We start from the raw sequence: 17,821 nt of genomic DNA, 5'->3' as shown, positions 1-17,821 counted from the left end.
TCTCAACTACTGCTATTTGAGTCGGAAAATGGGCTCCCTCAGTCCCTGTTTTGAGGAGAGTTCAGATATCGTCGAGATACCCCCTCCGTTGTTCCATCTTCTCCTTCTGTGACCGCTGGTCGTAGTGTTGGTCGATGACGTCGGGTGTCACGTTCGCTCGGTCGCCGACCACCGTCTCCGGCACGTCACTCTGTAGGTAGTGTGTGATCGCTCCACGGCGGAAGGGACGTGGGCTCACACTCGAGGGACATTTCGAAGCGTGGTCCCGCTCTCTCGCCTCAGACTCGCTCTCGTCGCGGCCGTGCGGACACTCTTGCCCGTACTCACAGGGACGCGTTATCTGATAGCAGTAGCTTCGGATCGTCGACTTACCAGCCCGTCCGCGAGTCGTCGAGAGGAGCGGGTTTCGGCCGTAGTCGTCCGTGACGTCGAGCCGCTGCTCGCGGATCCAGTCGTCGAGGACGAGACAGACTTCGTTCGAGACGGCGATGATCCGTTCGCCTTCCCGCTTGTTCTTGAGTGGCCTGTCGGTGTCAGGTCGATGCTGAACCCGGAGTGACTGCTCTTCCGGGTCGTAGTCCTTGAGGTCAAGGGCTCGTAGCGAGCCCATCCGGAGCATCGTGTGCCACAGGAGTGTCGCGGTCACGTGGCGGAGCGAAGCGTACTCGTAGCGCTCCAGGTATGCCAGCATCGCTTCGGCGTCGTCGGTCTCGAGCATCACGTCACGACTGTTCTCTCTGGGCGTGATATCGGGTGAGCGGACCTTCTTGTGGAGGTCCTACTCGACGGCGTCGATGGACTCCAGCCATCTAACGAACACGCGTAGCGTGTCCATCTGCGTCTTCTCGCTCACCTTCGTGAGGTCGCCGACGTTGCGCCGCCAAAGCCGGAACTCTTGGAGCCGCCGGCCGGTCAGCTCGTTCAGGTTCTCGATGTCGCGTTCCTCACACCACCTGAGCAGAAAACTCAGACGTGACTTGTGTGAAGCCACCGTCGAGTCCGCAACCGAGGTCTCTTTCTCCGCGATGTACAACTCGAGCGCCGTGTCGGGGTCGATTGGTTCGAGTTCCATGGGTCGATCGATCTCGAACCACACCAAGGCGGGGCCTTCGACACCCGTTCAGCGAATCACCAATTTTCTTAAGCCGTGAGCGCTACCCTGCAGCGCCCATCATTCCGCGTGATGGGTGACAGTTAGCAGGCGGTGTTGGGCCAGGTATAAAGAAGCCACCTTCGGCCGAGCGGGAGTTTTTAAGCTCCAGATAGAGACGCTATGGTATGGATTCCGGCTCACCCGGTAGTGAACGGTGGCGCTTCACCGCCGATGATGCCGTCAGTTCTTCACCGACAATCATCAATGAGACGGTGTACGTCGGCGACGACGCCGGACACCTCCACGCGCTGCAGGCAAGTACAGGGCAGCGCGAGTGGCTGTTCGACGTCACGGACCTGGACGGAGAGTATAGCGGCAGATTCGTTTACTCCTCACCGGCTGTGGCCGACGGCGTGGTCTACTTCGAACTGCAACTCGGAACGCGAGGGCGTCTGGTCGCCGTCGATGCGCGTACGGGGAACCTGAAGTGGACGTTCGAGAACGGGAGCACGAACTGGACGTCCGCTACGCTCTCTGAGGAGACGGTGTTTTTCGGCGACGTCGAGCTGTACGACGGGGACAGTCGGTTCTACGCGGTGGATCGGGCGACCGGCACGAAGCGGTGGGAACGGGTGTTCGAAGACGGATTCAACTCGTCTCCCACGGTCGTCGACGACACCGTTTACGTCGGCTGTGACGACGGACACGTGTACGCTTTCGAGACGGAGACGGGGGAGCGACGGTGGGCGTTCGGTACGGACGACCAAGTCCGGTCCTCACCGACGGTCGTCGACGGAACGGTGTACGTCGGCAGCGACTCGGGGCGGCTGTACGCGATCGACGCTCGAACCGGGGATCGGCAGTGGCGTGTCGATCAAGAAGGGGGCCCGATACGGAGCTCCCCGACGGTCGCCGACGGAACGGTCTACGTCGGCGTCGGAGCGTGCCTCGAGGCGATCGACGCGGAGACCGGTGAGCGAGACTGGCAGTTCGAAACGGGAGGTCCCGTGACTTCGTCGCCGACGGTGGCAGGATCGACCGCGTACGTGGGAAGCCGGGACGACCGCTTGTACGCGGTCGACGCGGCGACGGGAACGGAGAACTGGTCGTTCGGGACGGGTGATCAAATTCGATCCGCTCCGACGGTGAAAGACGGGACCGCCTATGTGGGGGGAGAAGACGGCACGGTGTACGCCGTCACCGCGGATTTGTCCGACGCCGACAGCCGGGGGTCGAGAGTGCTCCTTGGCACCCTCGGACATCACGACGGGCGAACGACAGACGGCAGGGAGGTCGACGAACGCGTGTCCGAGGGTCGCGAGCGAGCCTCGCCCGACTCCCCGGACACCAACGTATTCGACCGACCGGACGAACGCGGGCAATCGGGCCCGACATCGAACCGGGAAACGAACCCGACAGGGTGGTCCTCCCACGCCGCTGCTGACGGCGTCAACTTCTGTCCGCACTGCGGAGCCGACCTGCAGGAGCTTCCGGAGGGCAGGTACTGTTCGAACTGCGGCGAACCGCTGCGAGTCGACTGACAGCATCGGCCGTCTGAGGGAACGCCACCGTCGTGCCGGTGGACGGTGGACTCGGTTCCGCAGCACGAAAGAGACTGGAAACACCACCGAACTCGGGATTCGTTCCTGCTGATCGGAGCCGCGTCCAGATACATCTCCGAGCCCATCTTCGATCGAGGTCAACGCCGTGGCGGCTGAGGCGTCGATCTGTCCCGCCATGCTCCGCGGATCGCCGGAACCGACGATACGGGTTTACGGAGAATCAAGGAGAAAGCCCCGTGCTTTAGCGCGGGGATGGATCCGACAGTATTCTACATCAACCACGACCACCGCCCCGGTCGGATGTTTTAACTAATCTATTGTTGTACCACCAGTTAGCCGAGGCGGCCTGCCCGCCCGTTTAATCGGACAATATCGGGATTCCCCGATTCCACACAGAAAGCACCCCTTTTTGTTGTGGAACTCGGAGTGTAGTCAGCAAAAGTATCTCTGAATCCCATGCCGGGATAGGAGTAACGGCTGGTTGGCACAGCCAGTAGCCGCCTTCTAAGGTCGCTACAAACCGTAAACATCCCAACCCAGCGGTGCAGTGCCGTGGGAATCCTCGCGCTTCAGCGCGGGGAGGATGTCAACGCTTGAGGGGTTAGCGGAGCCGATGACGCGACGATCTCCTCTCGTTCGCGCGCTGTGGTTCGTGGTCGTCGGCTGGTGGGTGACGCCGATCGTCGTCAACGTCGCGTGGCTGCTCAACGTCACGGTCGTCCTGCTCCCGATCGGCATCAAGCTGATCAACCTCGTTCCGACGGTGCTCACGCTCGCGGAGCCGCGGTCGCTCTCGGAGCCCGAGTCGGCACGGGGGCAACGCTCGCTCGCCGTGCGAGGGATCTACTTCGCCCTCGTCGGCTGGTGGCTGAGCCTGCTGTGGGCGAACGTGGCGTCGGCCCTCGCGATCACGGTCATCGGGTTGCCGGTCGCGATCTGGATGCTCAACCGGCTGCCGTACGTCACGTCGCTGTACCGGTTTCACGGGTGACTCCGACGGTCACTACCTCGCCGGCGTCGTCCGACCGACTCCGGGCTCAGCGGCCCCTTATCGAATCCGTAGAGCAGAACGGACAGCGTCGATCTGAAGACGGAGGCGAGGCGGAGGAGCTGCGTCCGACGTCGGTCGAGTCGGTCTGCGGGCAGGGGCTCACTCGACCGGACAGCGATCGATTCCGAGCGCGCGGTACAACAGACACCGTCGCGTGGCGCCCTCGACTATCAGTACCGCTCCGGCGATCCCGAGCCCGACCGCGGAAACGACCGGGACGGTCAGGGTACCGGTCGCAACGAGCAGCGCGAACACCGCGATCGCAATGCCGCCGGCGACTCGTGCGAGCGCGTCGACTCGTCCGACGTTTCGTTTCACGTGATCGCTCAGGGGCTGCTCGGATAAAACAGTGCGGTGAACTCACACACCCTTGGGAGCCGACGGAGGGGCGGATAGCGGTGAGGAACGACCCGCTGCGCCGGAGCGATGCGCCACGGAACCGCCCGGTTACGACCACGTCTTGGTTCGGAGATCCCCCATCGAGTCCTGAAGCTGGACAATTGGCGCGCCCACCTCCTTCGGCGAGAGGGCGACGTCGTCGGGGGTGCACTTCGGTTTGAAATACGTCCCGCCGTCGGTCGTCTCGGCCCGGAGGCGGTTGCCGAAGGGAGAAATTCGGAACGGGACGGGAGGATTTGAACTACGGTCGCTACCGCTCCCCGATCCAAATCCTCCCTCGGTACGGTACCGCCGCTCGCGACGTTGCCCGCGGCGGTAGAGAATGGGGCCGGAGGGATTTGAACCCCCGATCGACTGATATCTCCGGTGCGCCTCGGAACTCCAGAGGGTCGTCAACGCGAGCGATGATCAGTCGCCCGCTCGGTATATCAGTCTGGAGTGTCGTCCCGGGCGCGAACCTCTGGAGTCAGTCGCCATGCCTGGCTTGGCCACAGCCCCGTGCGGTATCGCGTTAGGTGGTTGCCGAAACGCGGGTAAAGGGGTTTCGATCGCGAGCGATCGAGGGACGGAGCGACGTCGCGGGCGGCACCTCTAACCGGGCGACGCGCCGGCCTCACGCCCGACGCCTCGCTTCAGCGGTCGTCGTCGCTCCAGTCGCACTCCTGGCATTTGAATCCGGTGACGAACTCGGTGACGCTCGGCATGTAGCCGACGGTGATGACGTCGCCGCCGCAGTCCGGACAGTCACGGTCGGCGTCGGCGATCGACTCGGCCTCGAGCACCGACTCGCCCTCGACCAGCTCAGCGAGCTTCTCGGGCGTCACCATTCGCCCCTGCACGACGCGATTGGACATACTTTGCGTAGACGTCGGAGCACCTAAACCCCGGCGACACGCCGAGCGGGCGCTCCCGACGAGACCCCTACAGCCAGGGCGCCCGGGAGTCGTCGTCGGTGAACGGGTCCGTGTCGTCGTCGCTCGCGTCGCGGTCGCCGTCGTTGGCCAACACCGCGACGTCGTCGTCGACGATCGGACGGGGGGCGTCCGGCGGAGCGTCGAGCGGCGGGTCGGTCGGAGCGAGCCCCTCGTCCCCGTCCGACGCGTCGTCCACGCCGCCGTCGACCGCTTCGTCGCCATCGGCCGCGTCGTCGCCATCAACGGGGCCGTCGCCCGACGAGTCGCCGCCGGCGCCCGCGACGGGGTCGGCGTTCGGATCGTACGCGAACAGCGTGGTGACGGCGAGGACCGCCAGCGCGATGGGCGCCTCGGTCTGCATCAAGTTGAACGGTCCGAGCAGGATCGGGAGCGCGAGCACGCCGAGCGCGACCGCGGAACCGAACCGGAAGCGGTCGATGTCGACCCGACCGCGGAGGTGCGGCGACAGCAGCGCGATCGACAGCGCGAACGCGACGCCGACGCCCGCCGCGGCGGCGCCGTTGAGCACGTACTCCGGCGACGTCATCTCGCTCGGGCGCAACGCGAAGCCGCTGGGGTCGAAGCTCGCGACGAGGCCGAGCGAGATGATGACGCCGGGACTGGGGAGGAACTCGCCGATCTCGGAACTCGCGGTCTTGGCGGCGATCGTGAGGATCACCAGCCCGGCGAACCGCTCGAAGATGGAGAGATTGAGGAACCCCTTGAACGTGGGAGCGAACGCGGCTTCGAGCGCCGCCAGCGGGACGACCACCGCGCCGATCAGCAGCACGGAGGTGGCCATCTGCCGGCGGTTCCCGTCCATTTCCGCGAGGATCACGGCCGCGGTGGCCGACCCGCCGAAGATGAGGATCCCGGTCTCGACGACGCCGGTCGCCGTCGACATGACGCCGGCGATGATGAGGGCGGGGAAGATGCCGTCGATCAGCGGCAGCACCATCACGGTGGCGAGCAGCTTCGTCGCGCTGCCCACCTGTCGCTCTAAGCGGAGCGCTATCGGGTGGCGTGAGACGCTCATTCAGGGGCGGTGTCCCTGACCAACGGGTACACGGTGGGAAGCGGACGACCCGCGATAGCCGAGGGCCCGGCGTGCGGAGTCGAAGCCGAAAGCGGCCCGACGAGCCCGTGTGAAGAGTTTGCGCGGATTGCCGGCTGTAAAGGGGGCGCCGAGGACGCGGATCGGCTGGCCGGCGGTGCGCGCGTTCACGGGACTGTCGGAGTCCATACTGCATATACGTGTTTCGGTCGCGTTAAAGGTTGTGTGAGACCTGTCCGCACGACACGAGCGATCGCCGTCCATCATTTATATATGCGGGTGAGACCCGACGAGGGATATCCGATTCCGCCGACGATCCGTCGATGCCTCCGTCGTTCGAGCGCCGATTCGTGGGAAACGAGCCGCGAACGTCACCCGGTCGAGCCGGCGGGGCGGGCGTCGGTATCGATCGAAGCCGGTGCCGACCTCACTGTGATAGTTTGATCCGAGATATTGCATACATACCGGATCTGGATGAGAACGACGTACACGTCCGTGCTGACTCGCAACGTTTTTCAGCCGGCACTCACGACGATTTATATGGAGACAAACTCCGGTCGATTCTCTGCGAAGCTCGACGTGCCGGAAGCGCTGACGTTCGACGACGTCCTCCTCCGTCCCATGGAGAGCCGGGTGGAGCCCGACGACGCCGACCTCTCCGCGCGCGTCTCGAAGAACGTCGAACTCACCGTGCCGATCCTCTCGGCGGCGATGGACACCGTCACCGAGAGCGACCTCGCGATCGCGATGGCCCGCGAGGGCGGGCTCGGCGTCCTCCACCGCAACATGACCGTCGAGGAGACGGCGGCCGAGGTCGAGCGCGTCAAGCGCGCCCACGAGCTCGTCATCCGCCGCGAGAACGTCGTGACGATCGCGCCCGAGGACACCGTCCGCGAGGCCGACGCCGTGATGGAACGGCAGGGCGTCTCCGGCGCCCCGGTCGTCGACGGGGAGGACGCCGTCCTCGGGATCATCTCCGGCACGGACATCCGCCCGTATCTCGAGGTCGGCGAGGACGACGCCGTCAGGGAGGCGATGACCGACGAGGTCATCACCGCGCCCGAGGACGTCGACGCGCGGGAGGCGCTCGAACTGATGTACGAGCACAAGATCGAGCGCGTCCCGATCGTGGACGACGACAGCCGGCTGGTCGGGCTCGTCACGATGCAGGGGATCCTCCAGCGCCGCGAGCACGAGGAGGCCGCCCGCGACGAGCGGGGCCGACTGCTCGCGGGGGTCGCCGTCGGCCCCTTTGAGGAGGAGCGCGCGATCGCGGCCGACGAGGCCGACGTCGACGTGATCTTCATCGACTGCGCGCACGCTCACAACCTCAACGTGCTGGACTCGGCGCGGGCGATCAAAGAGACCGTCGACGCCGACGTCGTCGTCGGCAACGTCGGGACCCGAGAGGCCGCCGAGGCCGCCGTCGACTTCGCCGACGGGCTGAAAGTCGGCATCGGGCCGGGGTCGATCTGCACCACGCGCGTCGTGAGCGGCGCGGGGATGCCCCAGATGACCGCGGTCTCGGAGGTCGCCGACGTCGCGACCGAACACGGCGTCCCGGTGATCGCCGACGGCGGGATCCGCTACTCCGGCGACGCGATCAAGGCGCTCGCCGCCGGCGCGAACGCGGTCATGCTCGGGTCGTACTTCGCCGGCACCGACGAGGCGCCGGGCCGCGTCATCACGATGCAGGGGAAAAAGTACAAGCAGTACCGCGGGATGGGCTCGGTCGGCGCGATGAAGTCCGGCGGCGGTGACCGCTACCTCAAGGAGGAGGAGGAAGACGAGGAGTTCGTCCCCGAAGGCGTCGAGGCCGCGACGCCTTATAAGGGAAGCCTCGCCTCGGAGCTCCACCAGCTCATCGGCGGCATATGCTCCGGGATGGGATACGTCGGCGCCGAGACCGTCCCCCAGCTCCACGAGCGCGCCGAGTTCGTCCGCGTCTCGAGCGCCGGACAGACCGAGGGGCACCCGCACGACGTGATGATCACCGACGAGGCGCCCAACTACAGCCCGGACGAGTAACCGACCCGTCTCCCGGGCGATCGGCGGGCCGATCGACCGGGTTCGGTGGCGGCGGTGCGGATGCGAAGAGGTATTTTAATATAGTCAGCGAAGAGAGGGAACGTGTGAGCGAACACGTCGTCGCTCCGAGAATCCATGAGTGAGCAACCGCCGCTCGTCCTCGTGGTCGAGGACGAACCAGATCTGGCTGACCTGTACGCCGCGTGGCTCGGCGACGAGTATCGGGTTCGGACCGCGTACGGCGGCCAGGAGGCGCTGGAGGAACTCGACCGGGCCGACGACGAGGTCGACGCGATTCTGCTCGACAGACGGATGCCCGGGCTCTCGGGCGACGAGGTGCTGTCGGCGGTGCGGGAGCGGGGGATCGACTGTCGGGTCGCGATGGTCACCGCCGTCGAGCCCGACTTCGACATTCTGAAGATGGGGTTCGACGACTACCTCGTGAAGCCGGTCACCAGCGACACCCTCAAGGAGACGGCCTCAGGGCTGTTGCGGCGCGGCGAGTACGACACGGAGATGCAGGAGCTGTTCTCGCTGACCTCCAAGAAGGCGATGTTGGAGACCGAGAAGAGCGCGACCGAACTCGCCGACAACGACGAGTATCAGCGGCTCACCGACCGGATCAGCGAGCTGCGGTCGCGCGCGGACGAGTCGCTGGAGGCGGTGACCGAGGACGACGACGACTTCGAGAAGCTGTTCCAGGAGTTCGACGGCGGGGAGTGACGAACCGGCCGCAATCCCGGGTCCGGGTCTCGCCGACTATTTAAATACGGTCCGACCGAACCGACGGCCGAATGCGCGTCAGCGACCTCCCGCTCGCCGAACCGTACGTCGATCACTTCGCCGAGCGGGGCATCCGCGAGCTGTACCCGCCGCAGGCCGCCGCCGTCGAGGCCGGCGTCTGCGAGGGCGCGAACGTCGTCGCCGCGATCCCCACCGCCTCGGGGAAGACGTTCGTCGCCGAGCTGGGGCTGTTGACCGCGGACGGGCCGGGGCTGTACGTCTGCCCGCTCCGGGCGCTCGCCCGGGAGAAGTACGAGGCGTTCGCCGCGCTGCCCGGCGTCGACGTGGGGATCTCCACGGGCGATTTCGACGCCACCGGCGAGGCGCTCGCCGGCAACGACGTCGTCGTTGCCACCTCGGAGAAGGTGGACTCGGCGATCCGCAACGGCGCCGACTGGGTCGACGAGCTCGCCTGCGTGGTCGTCGACGAGGTTCACCTCCTCGGCGCCGAGCGCCGCGGCCCGACCCTCGAGGTGACGCTCGCGACGCTGCGCCGCCGGAACCCCGACGTGCAGGTCGTCGCGCTCTCGGCCACCGTCGACAACCCGGAGGCGATCGCCGGGTGGCTGGACGCGGCGCTCGTCGAGTCGGACTGGCGCCCGGTAGACCTCCGGACCGGCGTCGCCGTCGGCGGCCACGTGGAGTTCGACGACGGAACCGCGATCGACGCCGCGGTCGAGGGCGAGGGGAGCCCTGGGGAGGACGGTGACGACGACGGTCCCGACGACAGCGACGTCGCCGCCGCGCTCGTCGCTGACACGGTCGCTGACGGCGGCCAGTGCTTGGCGTTCGTCCGGTCGCGGACCGAGGCGGTCGCCCTGGCGGAGCGCCTCGGCGAGGATGGGCTCGCCGAGGAGATGGGGATCGAATCGGCCGCCGAGACCGCGGCCGAGGAGGTCGAGGACGTCGACGGCACCGTCACCGGGCGGCAGCTCGCCGACTGCCTCCGGTCGGGGGTGGCGTTCCACCACGCCGGGCTCCGGTCCGGCCACCGCTCGGTCGTCGAGGCGGCCTTCCGCGAGCGCGACGTGGCCTGCATCTGCGCGACGCCGACGCTCGCCGCCGGCGTCAACGTCCCCGCGCGCCGCGTGGTGGTCCGCGACCAGAAGCGCTACGCGGGGTCCGCGATGGAGTGGCTCCCGACGCTGGAGGTCCACCAGATGTGCGGCCGCGCGGGCCGGCCCGGGCTCGACCCGCACGGCGAGGCGGTGCTCGTCGGCGACGCCGAGGCCGAGGACGAGCTCGTCGAGCGCTACGTGGCGGGCGAGCCCGAGGCCGTCGAGTCGACCCTCGCGGACCCCGCGTCGCTCCGGACCCACGTCCTCTCGGCGATCGCCACGGGATTCGCCGAGACGGAAGAGGAGATCCTCGGCGTGTTCGAGGGCACCTTCTACGCCCGGGAGGCGGGCGCCGGCGGCCTCGCAGACGCCGTCGCGGTCGCGGTCGACGACCTCGTCGCCGCCGGGATGGTCCGCCGGGAGACCGGTGACGTCGAGGGGTACCGGCTGGTGGCCACGCCGGTCGGCGAGACGACCTCGAAGCAGTACGTCCGGCCGGAGACCGGCGAGCGGATCGTCGCCGGACTTCGGACTGCCGCGGGGATGGCCGACGCCACGACGCTCACCGCCCTCGAGGTGATCTGCGACACGCCCGACATGCAGGACACCTACCTCGGCAACGAGGAGCGCGCCGATATCTACCGCTTCGCCCGGGCGAACGCCGGCGAACTGACCACGGCGATGCACGAGACCGACGACTTCGAAGAGTGGTTGGAGTCGGTGAAGACCGCCCGGATCCTCGACGAGTGGATCGGCGGGTCGACCGTCGAGGAGCTCGTGGAGGCGTACCGGATCGGGCCGGGCGACCTCGACTCGCGGATCGAGCGCGCCGAGTGGCTGCTGAGCGCGGCCGAGGCGCTCGCGGAGACGATCGGCGTCGGCGTGCCGGCGGTCTCGGGGGCGCGAGCGCGACTGTGAGAAGAGAAACCGAAGGACCCGACCGGATCCGTCAGTCCGCCGGCTCGACGGCCCGGTGGAACGGCGTCCGGGCGATCGTGCGCCGGAGGTCGGCCAGCGAGTCGCGGCCGGCGTCGCCGGCGACCGACATCACCGCGAACACCTCCTGTCTGGAGACCTTCACGCCGGTCTCGGTGAGCGCGTCCTCAGGGCGGGAGTTGAGCTCGCGGAGGGTGCCGACCGCGAGCAGGAACGGGACGGTCCACGCCTCCATCGTGTTCCCGTGCGAGAGCGGCATCGTCTCGAGGTACGCCTGCGCGTCGTCGAGGAACGACCGGGCGTACTCCGCGGTGCGGCCGACGACCCGGGCGGAGGGCTCCCGGTTGTCGGGGTGGACGACGCGCTCCTGGTCGACCCCCTCGTCGGCCAGCCACTCGGCGGGGAGGTAGACGTTGTTCTCCTCCGTGTAGTCGTCGTACACGTCCTTCGAGACGTTGACGAGCTGCAGGAGGAGCCCGAACTCCTCGGCGGTGTCGCGGAGGCGCTGCGCGCGGTCTTCCCCGACGTCGCCGCGGGTGAGGAGGTTCGTGATGAGGTTACCGACGGTGCCGGCGGCGTAGTAGCAGTACTGCTCCAGCTCGTCGCGGTCGTCGATGCGGAGCCCCCCCTGGGTGGCGTGGCGGTCGACGAACATCGCCATCCCGTCGACCATCTCCAGCACGGGCGGGACGATGGCCTCGCGGGCCTCGGAGTCCAAGTCCTCGAACGTCGCCACGATCGTCGGGGCCTCGGCGACGACGTCCCAGTCGTCGTCGCGGTCGGCCGGGAGCCACTCGTCGACGGCCTCGCGGAACTCCGCGATGTCGACGTCCGAGTCGGGGTCGACCGCGTTGCGGTACGTGCGTAACACGTCGCTCTGCGCCTCGGGGGGGATGTGGCCGGCGTCCTCGACGGTGTCGGCGACTCGACAGAGGAGGTATCCGACGCAGATCTGTGAGGCCATCGGCTCCTCCAACACGTCGACCGTCAGCGCGAAGGTCCGGGAAACGCCCTGGACCGCCTCGTGACACCACGAGAGGTCGGGCTCGACGGGACCGTGTGCTCGTCCGCTCATTCGGTTACCGACACTTACGGCACAACGCATAAAAAGCCTCGTGGAACGCGCGAAGCGGGGGGCGTGAACAACCGTGTGGAAACGGCTAAGTTCTCCTGCGGGAAGGGGTAGCCATGGACTTCACGCTCTCTGAGGAGCAGCGTCAGATACGCGACACCGTCGCGGCGTTCGTCGACGAGGAGGTCGTCCCGCGGGCGGCCGAGATCGACGAAACGGACGAGTTCCCGGCCGACCTGATCGACGAGATGGCCGAGTTGGGACTCATGGGGATGCCGTTCCCGGTCGAGTACGAGGGCGCCGGGCTCGACTATCACAGCTACGCGATCGGGCTCGCCGAGATCGCGCGCGGCTCCGGCGGGCTCGGGACCGTCGTCGCCGCCCACACGTCGCTCGCGGGCAACATGCTGTACGAGTTCGGCGACGAGCGCCAGAAGGAGACGTACCTCACCGCGCTCAACACCGCCGAGGACGTCGGGGCGTTCGCGCTCTCGGAGGCCGAGGCCGGCTCGGACGTGCCCGCCATGTCGACGACCGCGGGACCCGACGGCGACGGCTACGTCGTCAACGGCGGGAAGCTCTGGATCTCGAACGGCTCCGTCGCGGACACGGTCACCCTGTTCGCGAAGACCGACCCCGACGCGGGCCGGAAAGGGATCTCCTCGTTCGTCGTCCGCCCCGAGGAGGACGACGGGTTCATCGTGGAGGGGACAGAGGACAAGCTCGGCGACAAGGGGTGTCCCACGGCCGAACTCCGCTTCGACGACATGTGGATCCCCGAGGAGCGACGGCTCGGGGAGGAGGGCGAGGGGTTCGTGCAGGCCTTAAAAACGCTGAACGGCGGCCGGATCACGATCGCGGCGCGCTCCGTCGGCATCGCGCGGGCCGCGCTCGACGAGGCGGCGTCGTACGCGCAGGAGCGCGAGCAGTTCGACCGCCCGATCAGCGACTTCCAGGCGATCCAGCACAAGCTCGCCGACATGGACACGAAGGCCCGCGCCGCGGAGCTGCTGATGCACGAGGCTGCGGACCTGAAGATGCGCGGCGGCGACTACATCAAGGAGGCCGCGCAGGCGAAGCTGTACGCCTCCGAGATCTCCCGCGAGGTCGCCAACGAGGGGATCCAGATCCACGGCGGCTACGGCTACACGAAGGACTTCCCCGCCGAGCGCTTCTACCGCGACGCGAAGCTCTCGGAGATCTACGAGGGCACCAGCGAGGTTCTGCGGAACACCATCGCGCAGCAGCTCCTCGACGAGTAGACGGACGCGGACAGCGGGCTACTTTTCGGTCTCGTCGGTCTCGTCATCGCTCTCGGCCGAGTCGTCGCTCTCGGCCGAGTCGTCGCTCTCGGCCGAGTCATCGCTCTCGGCCGAGTCATCGCTCTCGGCCGAGTCATCGCTCTCGGCCGAGTCGTCGGTCTCCGCTTCCGGTCCGTCATCCCGACGCGCCACGTCCGCGTCCGACGGGAAGCGGTCCACCGCGTAGTCGCCGGTGTCGATCCGCTCCGCGGGCTCGGAGTAGTCTCGATCGCTCGTGGAGAAGTCGGGGCGGATGACGCCGTCGTCGGGGATCTCTGTGCCTGTCTCGTCGTCGGTGTGGGCGTCCTCAGCGTCGTCGGTGTGGGCGTCGTCGGGGTGGTCGGTATCGGCGTCGTCGACGTCCTCGCTGGCGGCGCCGTCGTCAACAGGGGCCTCGGTACGCTCGCGACCGCGGTCGGCGTCGGGAATTCCGGCGGCGTCCGCGCTCTCCGCGGGGTCGGTGGCCCCGACGGCGGATCCGGTGTCCGCGGGCTCGGTGGGGTCTTCGGCGTCCGCGATGTCGACGTTATCGACGTCGGCGTCGGCGTCGGCGTCGGCGGCGTCGGCGGCATCGGCGGCGTCGGCGTCGCGATTCGGCTCGACCGTCTCGTCGACGCCCCCCTCGAACCACTCGAAGCGGTCCCGGCGGTCGCGGTGGCTCGCGAGCGACGACTGGAGCCGCTCCTGGAGCGTCTCCCGGAGCTCGATCGCCTCGTCGAGCTCGAAGTCGACGGCGGCGGCGGACGTCCCGGCGAGCGAGCTGCTCCCGGCGGTGTCGGCGACGACCGTCGCCACGTCCCAGCGCCGCTGAAAGATCGTCCGGCTGTCGATGACGGTCTGGATCCGGTAGTACGGGACGACGGTCACGGTCCGGCTCCAGAACCCGTTCCGCGTGAGGAGGTGGTCGTCGCCGAGCCAGTAGCCGCGGTGCTTCCACTTCAGGTGCGCGGCCGGCGGCACCGCCAGCAGGAGGACGGCCGGCCCGTACCACGGGAGGTCGGGGGTCACGTACCAGTCGACCGCGAAGGCGACCCCGACGAGGACCGCGACGACCATCGCGTACCGGACGACGTAGCGCCACCGGATCCGCTTCGGCGGTCGGGAGAACGTCGGCGTCCCGAACGACTCCACCTCGTGGGCGAGCCGGTAGACGCGGTCGGTCGTCGCGATGGGAACGGCCGCCTGACTCCCGCCGTCACCGGACTGGCCGGGCGCGTAGCCGGCCGTCTCGATCGAGAGGCTGGCGTAGCCGAGGGCCCGCTTCGCCGGGTTGTCCGAGACCGTCAGCGTCTGCACCTTCTCGGTCGGGATCGAGCCGCTGTAGCGCCGGAACAGCCCGCGCTCGTACCGGAGCTCGTCACCGGCCCGGGAGAGACGGAACCCGTAGTAGTTCGAGAACGCGACCCCCGCCCCGAGGACCCAGGACACGAGGAACAGTCCCCCGACGGCGACGATGGCGGTCGCAGTGAGTGCGACGGCCGACGCCTCGGGGATAAAGCCCGAGAGCACCGGGACCGACCCCGAACTGAGGAACGCCAGGAGCCCGATAAGCCGCCCGTCGAACGACAGCGCGCCGACGAGAGCGAGCTCGCCCGGCGAGATGGCGAACAGCTCCTCCTCCTCCGGACCGACCGCGTCGCGGTCGGCGGCTGCGGTCTCGCGCACATCGGCGGTCCCGTCGACCGCGCCGCCCTCGCCGGCCGAGGAGCCGGACTTGCGGCGCTGGACTTCGCGTCGGATCCGGGTCGCCTCGTCCGGCTTGACGAACCGGATCGACCCCTCGGTGGAGGAGCCGCCGGCGGTCTCGAGGTCGACCGCGGCGATCGTGATCGCCCGCTGGATCACGCTCTGGCTGACGTCGACGTTCTGGATCCGCCGGTAGGGGATCTCCCGCTCGCGGCGCGAGATCACCCCGGAGGAGATGTCGAGCGTGTCCGCCGTGAGCTCGTACGCGAACCGCCGGTAGTAGGCGACCTCGTACGCGAGCGCGACCAGGAGGATCGCGCCCCCGGCGGCGGCCGCCGCGGGGAGCCCCCAGTCGTTGCTGTTGACGATGAAGAAGGCGATCACGACGAACCCCGACACCTTCTGGAGCGCGCGGTACGGGACCGACTGCGGCGCGAGCTTCACACCGCGTCCTCCCCGTCCGCGCGGATCGCTAGTCGCTTCAGCTCCTCGCGGAGGTCGCTCGCCCCGCCGGGGGTGAGCCCCGGAATCCGGACGTCGGCCCCCCGCGAGCCGGCCGTGTAGACGACGCAGGAGGCGAGCCCGACCCCCCGCTCGACCGGCCCGCGCCGGGAGTCGACGTGCTGGATCCGCACCAGCGGTACCGTCGTCCGGACCTGCGTAATCACGCCGCGGTCGAGGTACAGCGCGTCCTCGCGGATCTCGTAGCTCCACCGCCGGTACTTGAGCACGGCGTGGACCACGCCGAGGGTGAGGAAGGCGCCGCCGGCGGCGGCCGGCGCCCACCTCGGGAGGCGACCGAGGTAGAACGCGCCGGCGAACGGGAGGGAGAGCACCGCGGCGACGATCACCGCGCGGAGGACCCACACGACCTGAACGCGGGGGTGCAGCGACTGTGTCGTCATCGGGGCTCCCCCGTCGCGTGTCCGCGTGTCATACGCCGCCGTTGTCGACGGCGACGTATAAGTCCGGGCGAAACAAGCGTCGCCCGGCGGTTCCGCCGCCGTCGGCGCCTCGGCCGTCTTCCTCAGGCCCGCCGGAGCCGGTCCGCGGTCACGTCGATCGGCTCCGCGTAGTGGACGATCGGGTCGTCGTCGGGGCGCTCGAAGCCGTTCGCCTCGAACAGCGTGTTCTCCCGGATCTCAGCGGTCCCCTCGCGGAGCGTCCACGGGTCGTGAGCGATCTCGCCGCGGTAGAGGCGGTTCCCGTCGGCGTAAAATCGGTAGTTCTCGACGAGGAACGCCGCGAGCGACCCCGGCTCGGCCGCGAACGCCTCGCCGACCGGCCCGTAGGTGGCGTCAAATCCCGCGCTCGGGACGCCGTGGTGCGTCCGGCGGCTCCGGAACCGGACGGTGTCGTCCTCCCCGGCAGAGGTCGCGCTCATCTCGGCGCGGTAGTACGGCAGGGCGAACAGCCGCCGGGCGACCGCGACGCCCAGCCGGTCGTCGGCGTCGAGGTTGTAGAAGTAGACGCCGGGCCCGTTCGGGCCCTCGACGTAGGTCCGGAGGTTGAGCTCCGGGAACGAGAGCCCGAGCGGGACCCCCCGCGGTCGGATCCGGTCCATCACGAACGCGACGACGCCGAGGTACGCGTCGCCGTCGTGCGTGGCGACGGAGAGTCCCTCGGGGAGGGTCTCGTCGACGACCGCGGGGTCGACCGGCCAGTGGCAGAACAGCCCGTCGCGCCACGTCATCTCCAGCCAGCGGCGTCCGAACATACGAGCGGTAGGGCCGCGAGGGGCAAAACCCGCACGGCGGGCGAGGGACCGACGGGCTTGGCTCCGCCCGTCTCGACCGATTCAGTCGCCTCGGCTCCCCGGTTTGGGGGCCGGACCGGGACCGCCGGCCGCGTCCTCGGCGTCCTTCCACTCGCCGAGGCCGGACGGGTCGAGGTGGACGTGGACGTCGCCGACGTTCTCCAACTCGCGGAGCCGGGTGACGAGCCGCGTCTCGAGGTTGTGGGCCTCCCGGAGCGTCATCTCGCCGTCGACCTCGACGTGGACCTCGACCTCCAGGTCGGTCCCGTCGTAGAACACCGTCAGGTCGTGGACGCCCTCGACGGCCGGGTGCTCGCGGAGCGCTTCGGTGACGCGCTCGCGGTCCCCGGCCGGTGGCGCCCCGCCGACGAGGTAGGTGACGTTCTCGCGGGCGATCTCGACGCCCTGGTAGACGACGAGGAGGCTGACCAGCGCGCCGGCGACCGAGTCGAGTATCGGGTAGCCGAGGAAGACGCCGAACACGCCCGCGAGCGCCGCGACGGTGGTGTAGATGTCGTTGAGGCAGTCGGCCGCGAGCGCGGTGAGCGCCGTCGATCCCAGCGTCTCGTTCGCGAACTCCGTGTACCGATAGAGGAGGTACATGTCGGCCAGCGCGAACAGCAGCGCGGCGACGAGGACCGGGCTCGCGGCGACGTCGTGAGGGCCGACCAGCCCGACGACCGACTCCCGGAGGAGAAGGACCCCGAGGAGAACGATGGTCGCGCCCACGAACAGCGCCGTCAGCGGCTCGATCCGCTGGTGGCCGTGCGGATGGGTCTCGTCGGCGTCGTCGTACCGGGAGCCTCCCCAGACGAACACGACCCCGCTGGCGACGAGGTCCGCGACGGAGTGGGCGGCGTCGGCGACGAGCGCGACGCTCCCGAACTGGAGTCCGGCCGCGCCCTCGACGGCGATCTTCACCGCGTTGCCGAGGACGTTCACCCCTGCGGCCCGCTGGAAGCGAGCCTTCTCGCCGTCACCCCAGGGGCGCCACATACGTCTCGGTCGTCGTCGCCCGGACTTAATAGCCCCGCCGTTCCGGACGAAGACGGGATCTCGCCGGAACTGCCCCGGAGGCGAGTCGTCCCGACGTATCAGAACTGATTCCCGGCGGTGGGTATTTAAATA

General features: G+C 68.5%; 16 protein-coding genes, 1 tRNA gene and 1 pseudogene. 6 read left to right on the top strand and 12 right to left on the bottom strand.

Features of this window, described 5'->3' with window-relative positions:
• Window positions 1–61: 61 nt before the first annotated feature.
• Window positions 62–1,072 (bottom strand): annotated as a pseudogene (locus tag N5096_RS16505) (tyrosine-type recombinase/integrase).
• 206 nt (window positions 1,073–1,278) lie between these two features.
• Between N5096_RS16505 and N5096_RS06710 the strand changes: the two are divergent.
• Window positions 1,279–2,634: an outer membrane protein assembly factor BamB family protein gene (locus tag N5096_RS06710; protein WP_267663544.1), complete on the top strand. Its 1,356-nt coding sequence runs from the start codon at window positions 1,279–1,281 to the stop codon at window positions 2,632–2,634.
• A 634-nt stretch (window positions 2,635–3,268) separates the two neighbouring features.
• On the top strand, window positions 3,269–3,646 hold the full coding sequence (locus N5096_RS06705) for a YccF domain-containing protein (protein WP_267663542.1): 378 nt from the start codon (window positions 3,269–3,271) through the stop codon (window positions 3,644–3,646).
• Between the two features lie 159 nt (window positions 3,647–3,805).
• Here the strand turns inward: N5096_RS06705 and N5096_RS06700 are convergent, their stop codons facing one another.
• From N5096_RS06700 to N5096_RS16640, 6 genes are all read right to left on the bottom strand, one after another.
• A complete protein-coding gene (locus N5096_RS06700) occupies window positions 3,806–4,024 on the bottom strand; it encodes a YgaP family membrane protein (RefSeq protein WP_267663541.1) in 219 nt (72 codons plus the stop codon).
• Between the two features lie 129 nt (window positions 4,025–4,153).
• Complete coding sequence (locus N5096_RS16645) at window positions 4,154–4,321, bottom strand: DUF7123 family protein (protein ID WP_464387891.1); 168 nt, start codon at window positions 4,319–4,321, stop codon at window positions 4,154–4,156.
• A gap of 107 nt (window positions 4,322–4,428) precedes the next feature.
• Window positions 4,429–4,603: transfer RNA gene (locus tag N5096_RS06695), tRNA-Trp, on the bottom strand.
• A 134-nt stretch (window positions 4,604–4,737) separates the two neighbouring features.
• Window positions 4,738–4,959 (bottom strand): DUF5795 family protein, encoded by a 222-nt coding sequence (locus tag N5096_RS06690; RefSeq protein WP_267663540.1) that lies wholly within the window; start codon window positions 4,957–4,959, stop codon window positions 4,738–4,740.
• A gap of 67 nt (window positions 4,960–5,026) precedes the next feature.
• Entirely contained in the window at window positions 5,027–6,055 is a 1,029-nt protein-coding gene (locus N5096_RS06685; RefSeq protein WP_267663539.1) for a DUF5794 domain-containing protein, read from the bottom strand.
• The gene (locus N5096_RS16640; RefSeq protein WP_464387850.1) at window positions 6,056–6,262 is read right to left on the bottom strand and encodes a DUF8099 family protein; all 207 of its coding nucleotides are present in this window, start codon (window positions 6,260–6,262) and stop codon (window positions 6,056–6,058) included.
• Between the two features lie 351 nt (window positions 6,263–6,613).
• Between N5096_RS16640 and guaB the strand changes: the two genes are divergently transcribed.
• From guaB to N5096_RS06670, 3 genes are all read left to right on the top strand, one after another.
• On the top strand, window positions 6,614–8,101 hold the full coding sequence (gene guaB, locus N5096_RS06680) for an IMP dehydrogenase (protein WP_267663538.1): 1,488 nt from the start codon (window positions 6,614–6,616) through the stop codon (window positions 8,099–8,101).
• 135 nt (window positions 8,102–8,236) lie between these two features.
• Window positions 8,237–8,824 (top strand): HalX domain-containing protein, encoded by a 588-nt coding sequence (locus N5096_RS06675; RefSeq protein WP_267663537.1) that lies wholly within the window; start codon window positions 8,237–8,239, stop codon window positions 8,822–8,824.
• A gap of 71 nt (window positions 8,825–8,895) precedes the next feature.
• Window positions 8,896–10,860 (top strand): DEAD/DEAH box helicase, encoded by a 1,965-nt coding sequence (locus N5096_RS06670; protein WP_267663536.1) that lies wholly within the window; start codon window positions 8,896–8,898, stop codon window positions 10,858–10,860.
• A 31-nt stretch (window positions 10,861–10,891) separates the two neighbouring features.
• On the opposite strand, the gene N5096_RS06665 is transcribed toward N5096_RS06670, so the two are convergent.
• Window positions 10,892–11,953 carry a phytoene/squalene synthase family protein gene (locus N5096_RS06665; protein ID WP_267663535.1) on the bottom strand — a complete coding sequence of 354 codons (1,062 nt, stop codon included), beginning with the start codon at window positions 11,951–11,953 and terminating at the stop codon, window positions 10,892–10,894.
• Window positions 11,954–12,066: 113 nt separating this feature from the next.
• Here N5096_RS06665 and N5096_RS06660 point away from each other — a divergent pair, with 113 nt between their 5' ends.
• The gene (locus tag N5096_RS06660; RefSeq protein WP_267663534.1) at window positions 12,067–13,212 is read left to right on the top strand and encodes an acyl-CoA dehydrogenase family protein; all 1,146 of its coding nucleotides are present in this window, start codon (window positions 12,067–12,069) and stop codon (window positions 13,210–13,212) included.
• 18 nt (window positions 13,213–13,230) lie between these two features.
• On the opposite strand, the gene N5096_RS06655 is transcribed toward N5096_RS06660, so the two are convergent.
• The 4 genes from N5096_RS06655 to N5096_RS06640 form a co-directional block, all read right to left on the bottom strand.
• Entirely contained in the window at window positions 13,231–15,381 is a 2,151-nt protein-coding gene (locus N5096_RS06655; protein ID WP_267663533.1) for a PH domain-containing protein, read from the bottom strand.
• Window positions 15,378–15,842 (bottom strand): PH domain-containing protein, encoded by a 465-nt coding sequence (locus tag N5096_RS06650; protein ID WP_267663532.1) that lies wholly within the window; start codon window positions 15,840–15,842, stop codon window positions 15,378–15,380. The genes N5096_RS06655 and N5096_RS06650 overlap by 4 nt, the downstream gene beginning before the upstream one ends.
• Before the next feature lie 122 nt (window positions 15,843–15,964).
• Window positions 15,965–16,654, bottom strand: a complete 690-nt coding sequence (locus N5096_RS06645; protein WP_267663530.1) for a YqjF family protein — start codon at window positions 16,652–16,654, stop codon at window positions 15,965–15,967.
• Window positions 16,655–16,735: 81 nt separating this feature from the next.
• Window positions 16,736–17,689 (bottom strand): cation diffusion facilitator family transporter, encoded by a 954-nt coding sequence (locus N5096_RS06640; RefSeq protein WP_267663529.1) that lies wholly within the window; start codon window positions 17,687–17,689, stop codon window positions 16,736–16,738.
• Window positions 17,690–17,821: the final 132 nt, after the last annotated feature.

Source organism: Halorubrum yunnanense (assembly GCF_026586675.1).
Taxonomy (GTDB): Archaea; Halobacteriota; Halobacteria; order Halobacteriales; family Haloferacaceae; genus Halorubrum; species Halorubrum yunnanense.
Note: the sequence above shows the minus strand (reverse complement) of the source record. Positions and strands in the feature narration are given on the sequence as shown.

What these genes read in the sequence shown, in the direction of transcription:
- N5096_RS06705 (WP_267663542.1), top strand. Translation starts at nt 3,269, where the DNA reads ATGACGCGACGATCTCCTCTCGTTCGCGCGCTGTGGTTCGTGGTCGTC.
- N5096_RS16640 (WP_464387850.1), bottom strand. Translation starts at nt 6,262, where the DNA reads ATGGACTCCGACAGTCCCGTGAACGCGCGCACCGCCGGCCAGCCGATC.
- N5096_RS06670 (WP_267663536.1), top strand. Translation starts at nt 8,896, where the DNA reads ATGCGCGTCAGCGACCTCCCGCTCGCCGAACCGTACGTCGATCACTTC.
- N5096_RS06710 (WP_267663544.1), top strand. Translation starts at nt 1,279, where the DNA reads ATGGATTCCGGCTCACCCGGTAGTGAACGGTGGCGCTTCACCGCCGAT.
- N5096_RS06690 (WP_267663540.1), bottom strand. Translation starts at nt 4,959, where the DNA reads ATGTCCAATCGCGTCGTGCAGGGGCGAATGGTGACGCCCGAGAAGCTC.
- N5096_RS06645 (WP_267663530.1), bottom strand. Translation starts at nt 16,654, where the DNA reads ATGTTCGGACGCCGCTGGCTGGAGATGACGTGGCGCGACGGGCTGTTC.
- N5096_RS06640 (WP_267663529.1), bottom strand. Translation starts at nt 17,689, where the DNA reads ATGTGGCGCCCCTGGGGTGACGGCGAGAAGGCTCGCTTCCAGCGGGCC.
- N5096_RS06685 (WP_267663539.1), bottom strand. Translation starts at nt 6,055, where the DNA reads ATGAGCGTCTCACGCCACCCGATAGCGCTCCGCTTAGAGCGACAGGTG.
- N5096_RS06660 (WP_267663534.1), top strand. Translation starts at nt 12,067, where the DNA reads ATGGACTTCACGCTCTCTGAGGAGCAGCGTCAGATACGCGACACCGTC.
- guaB (WP_267663538.1), top strand. Translation starts at nt 6,614, where the DNA reads ATGGAGACAAACTCCGGTCGATTCTCTGCGAAGCTCGACGTGCCGGAA.
- N5096_RS06665 (WP_267663535.1), bottom strand. Translation starts at nt 11,953, where the DNA reads ATGAGCGGACGAGCACACGGTCCCGTCGAGCCCGACCTCTCGTGGTGT.
- N5096_RS06650 (WP_267663532.1), bottom strand. Translation starts at nt 15,842, where the DNA reads ATGACGACACAGTCGCTGCACCCCCGCGTTCAGGTCGTGTGGGTCCTC.
- N5096_RS06675 (WP_267663537.1), top strand. Translation starts at nt 8,237, where the DNA reads ATGAGTGAGCAACCGCCGCTCGTCCTCGTGGTCGAGGACGAACCAGAT.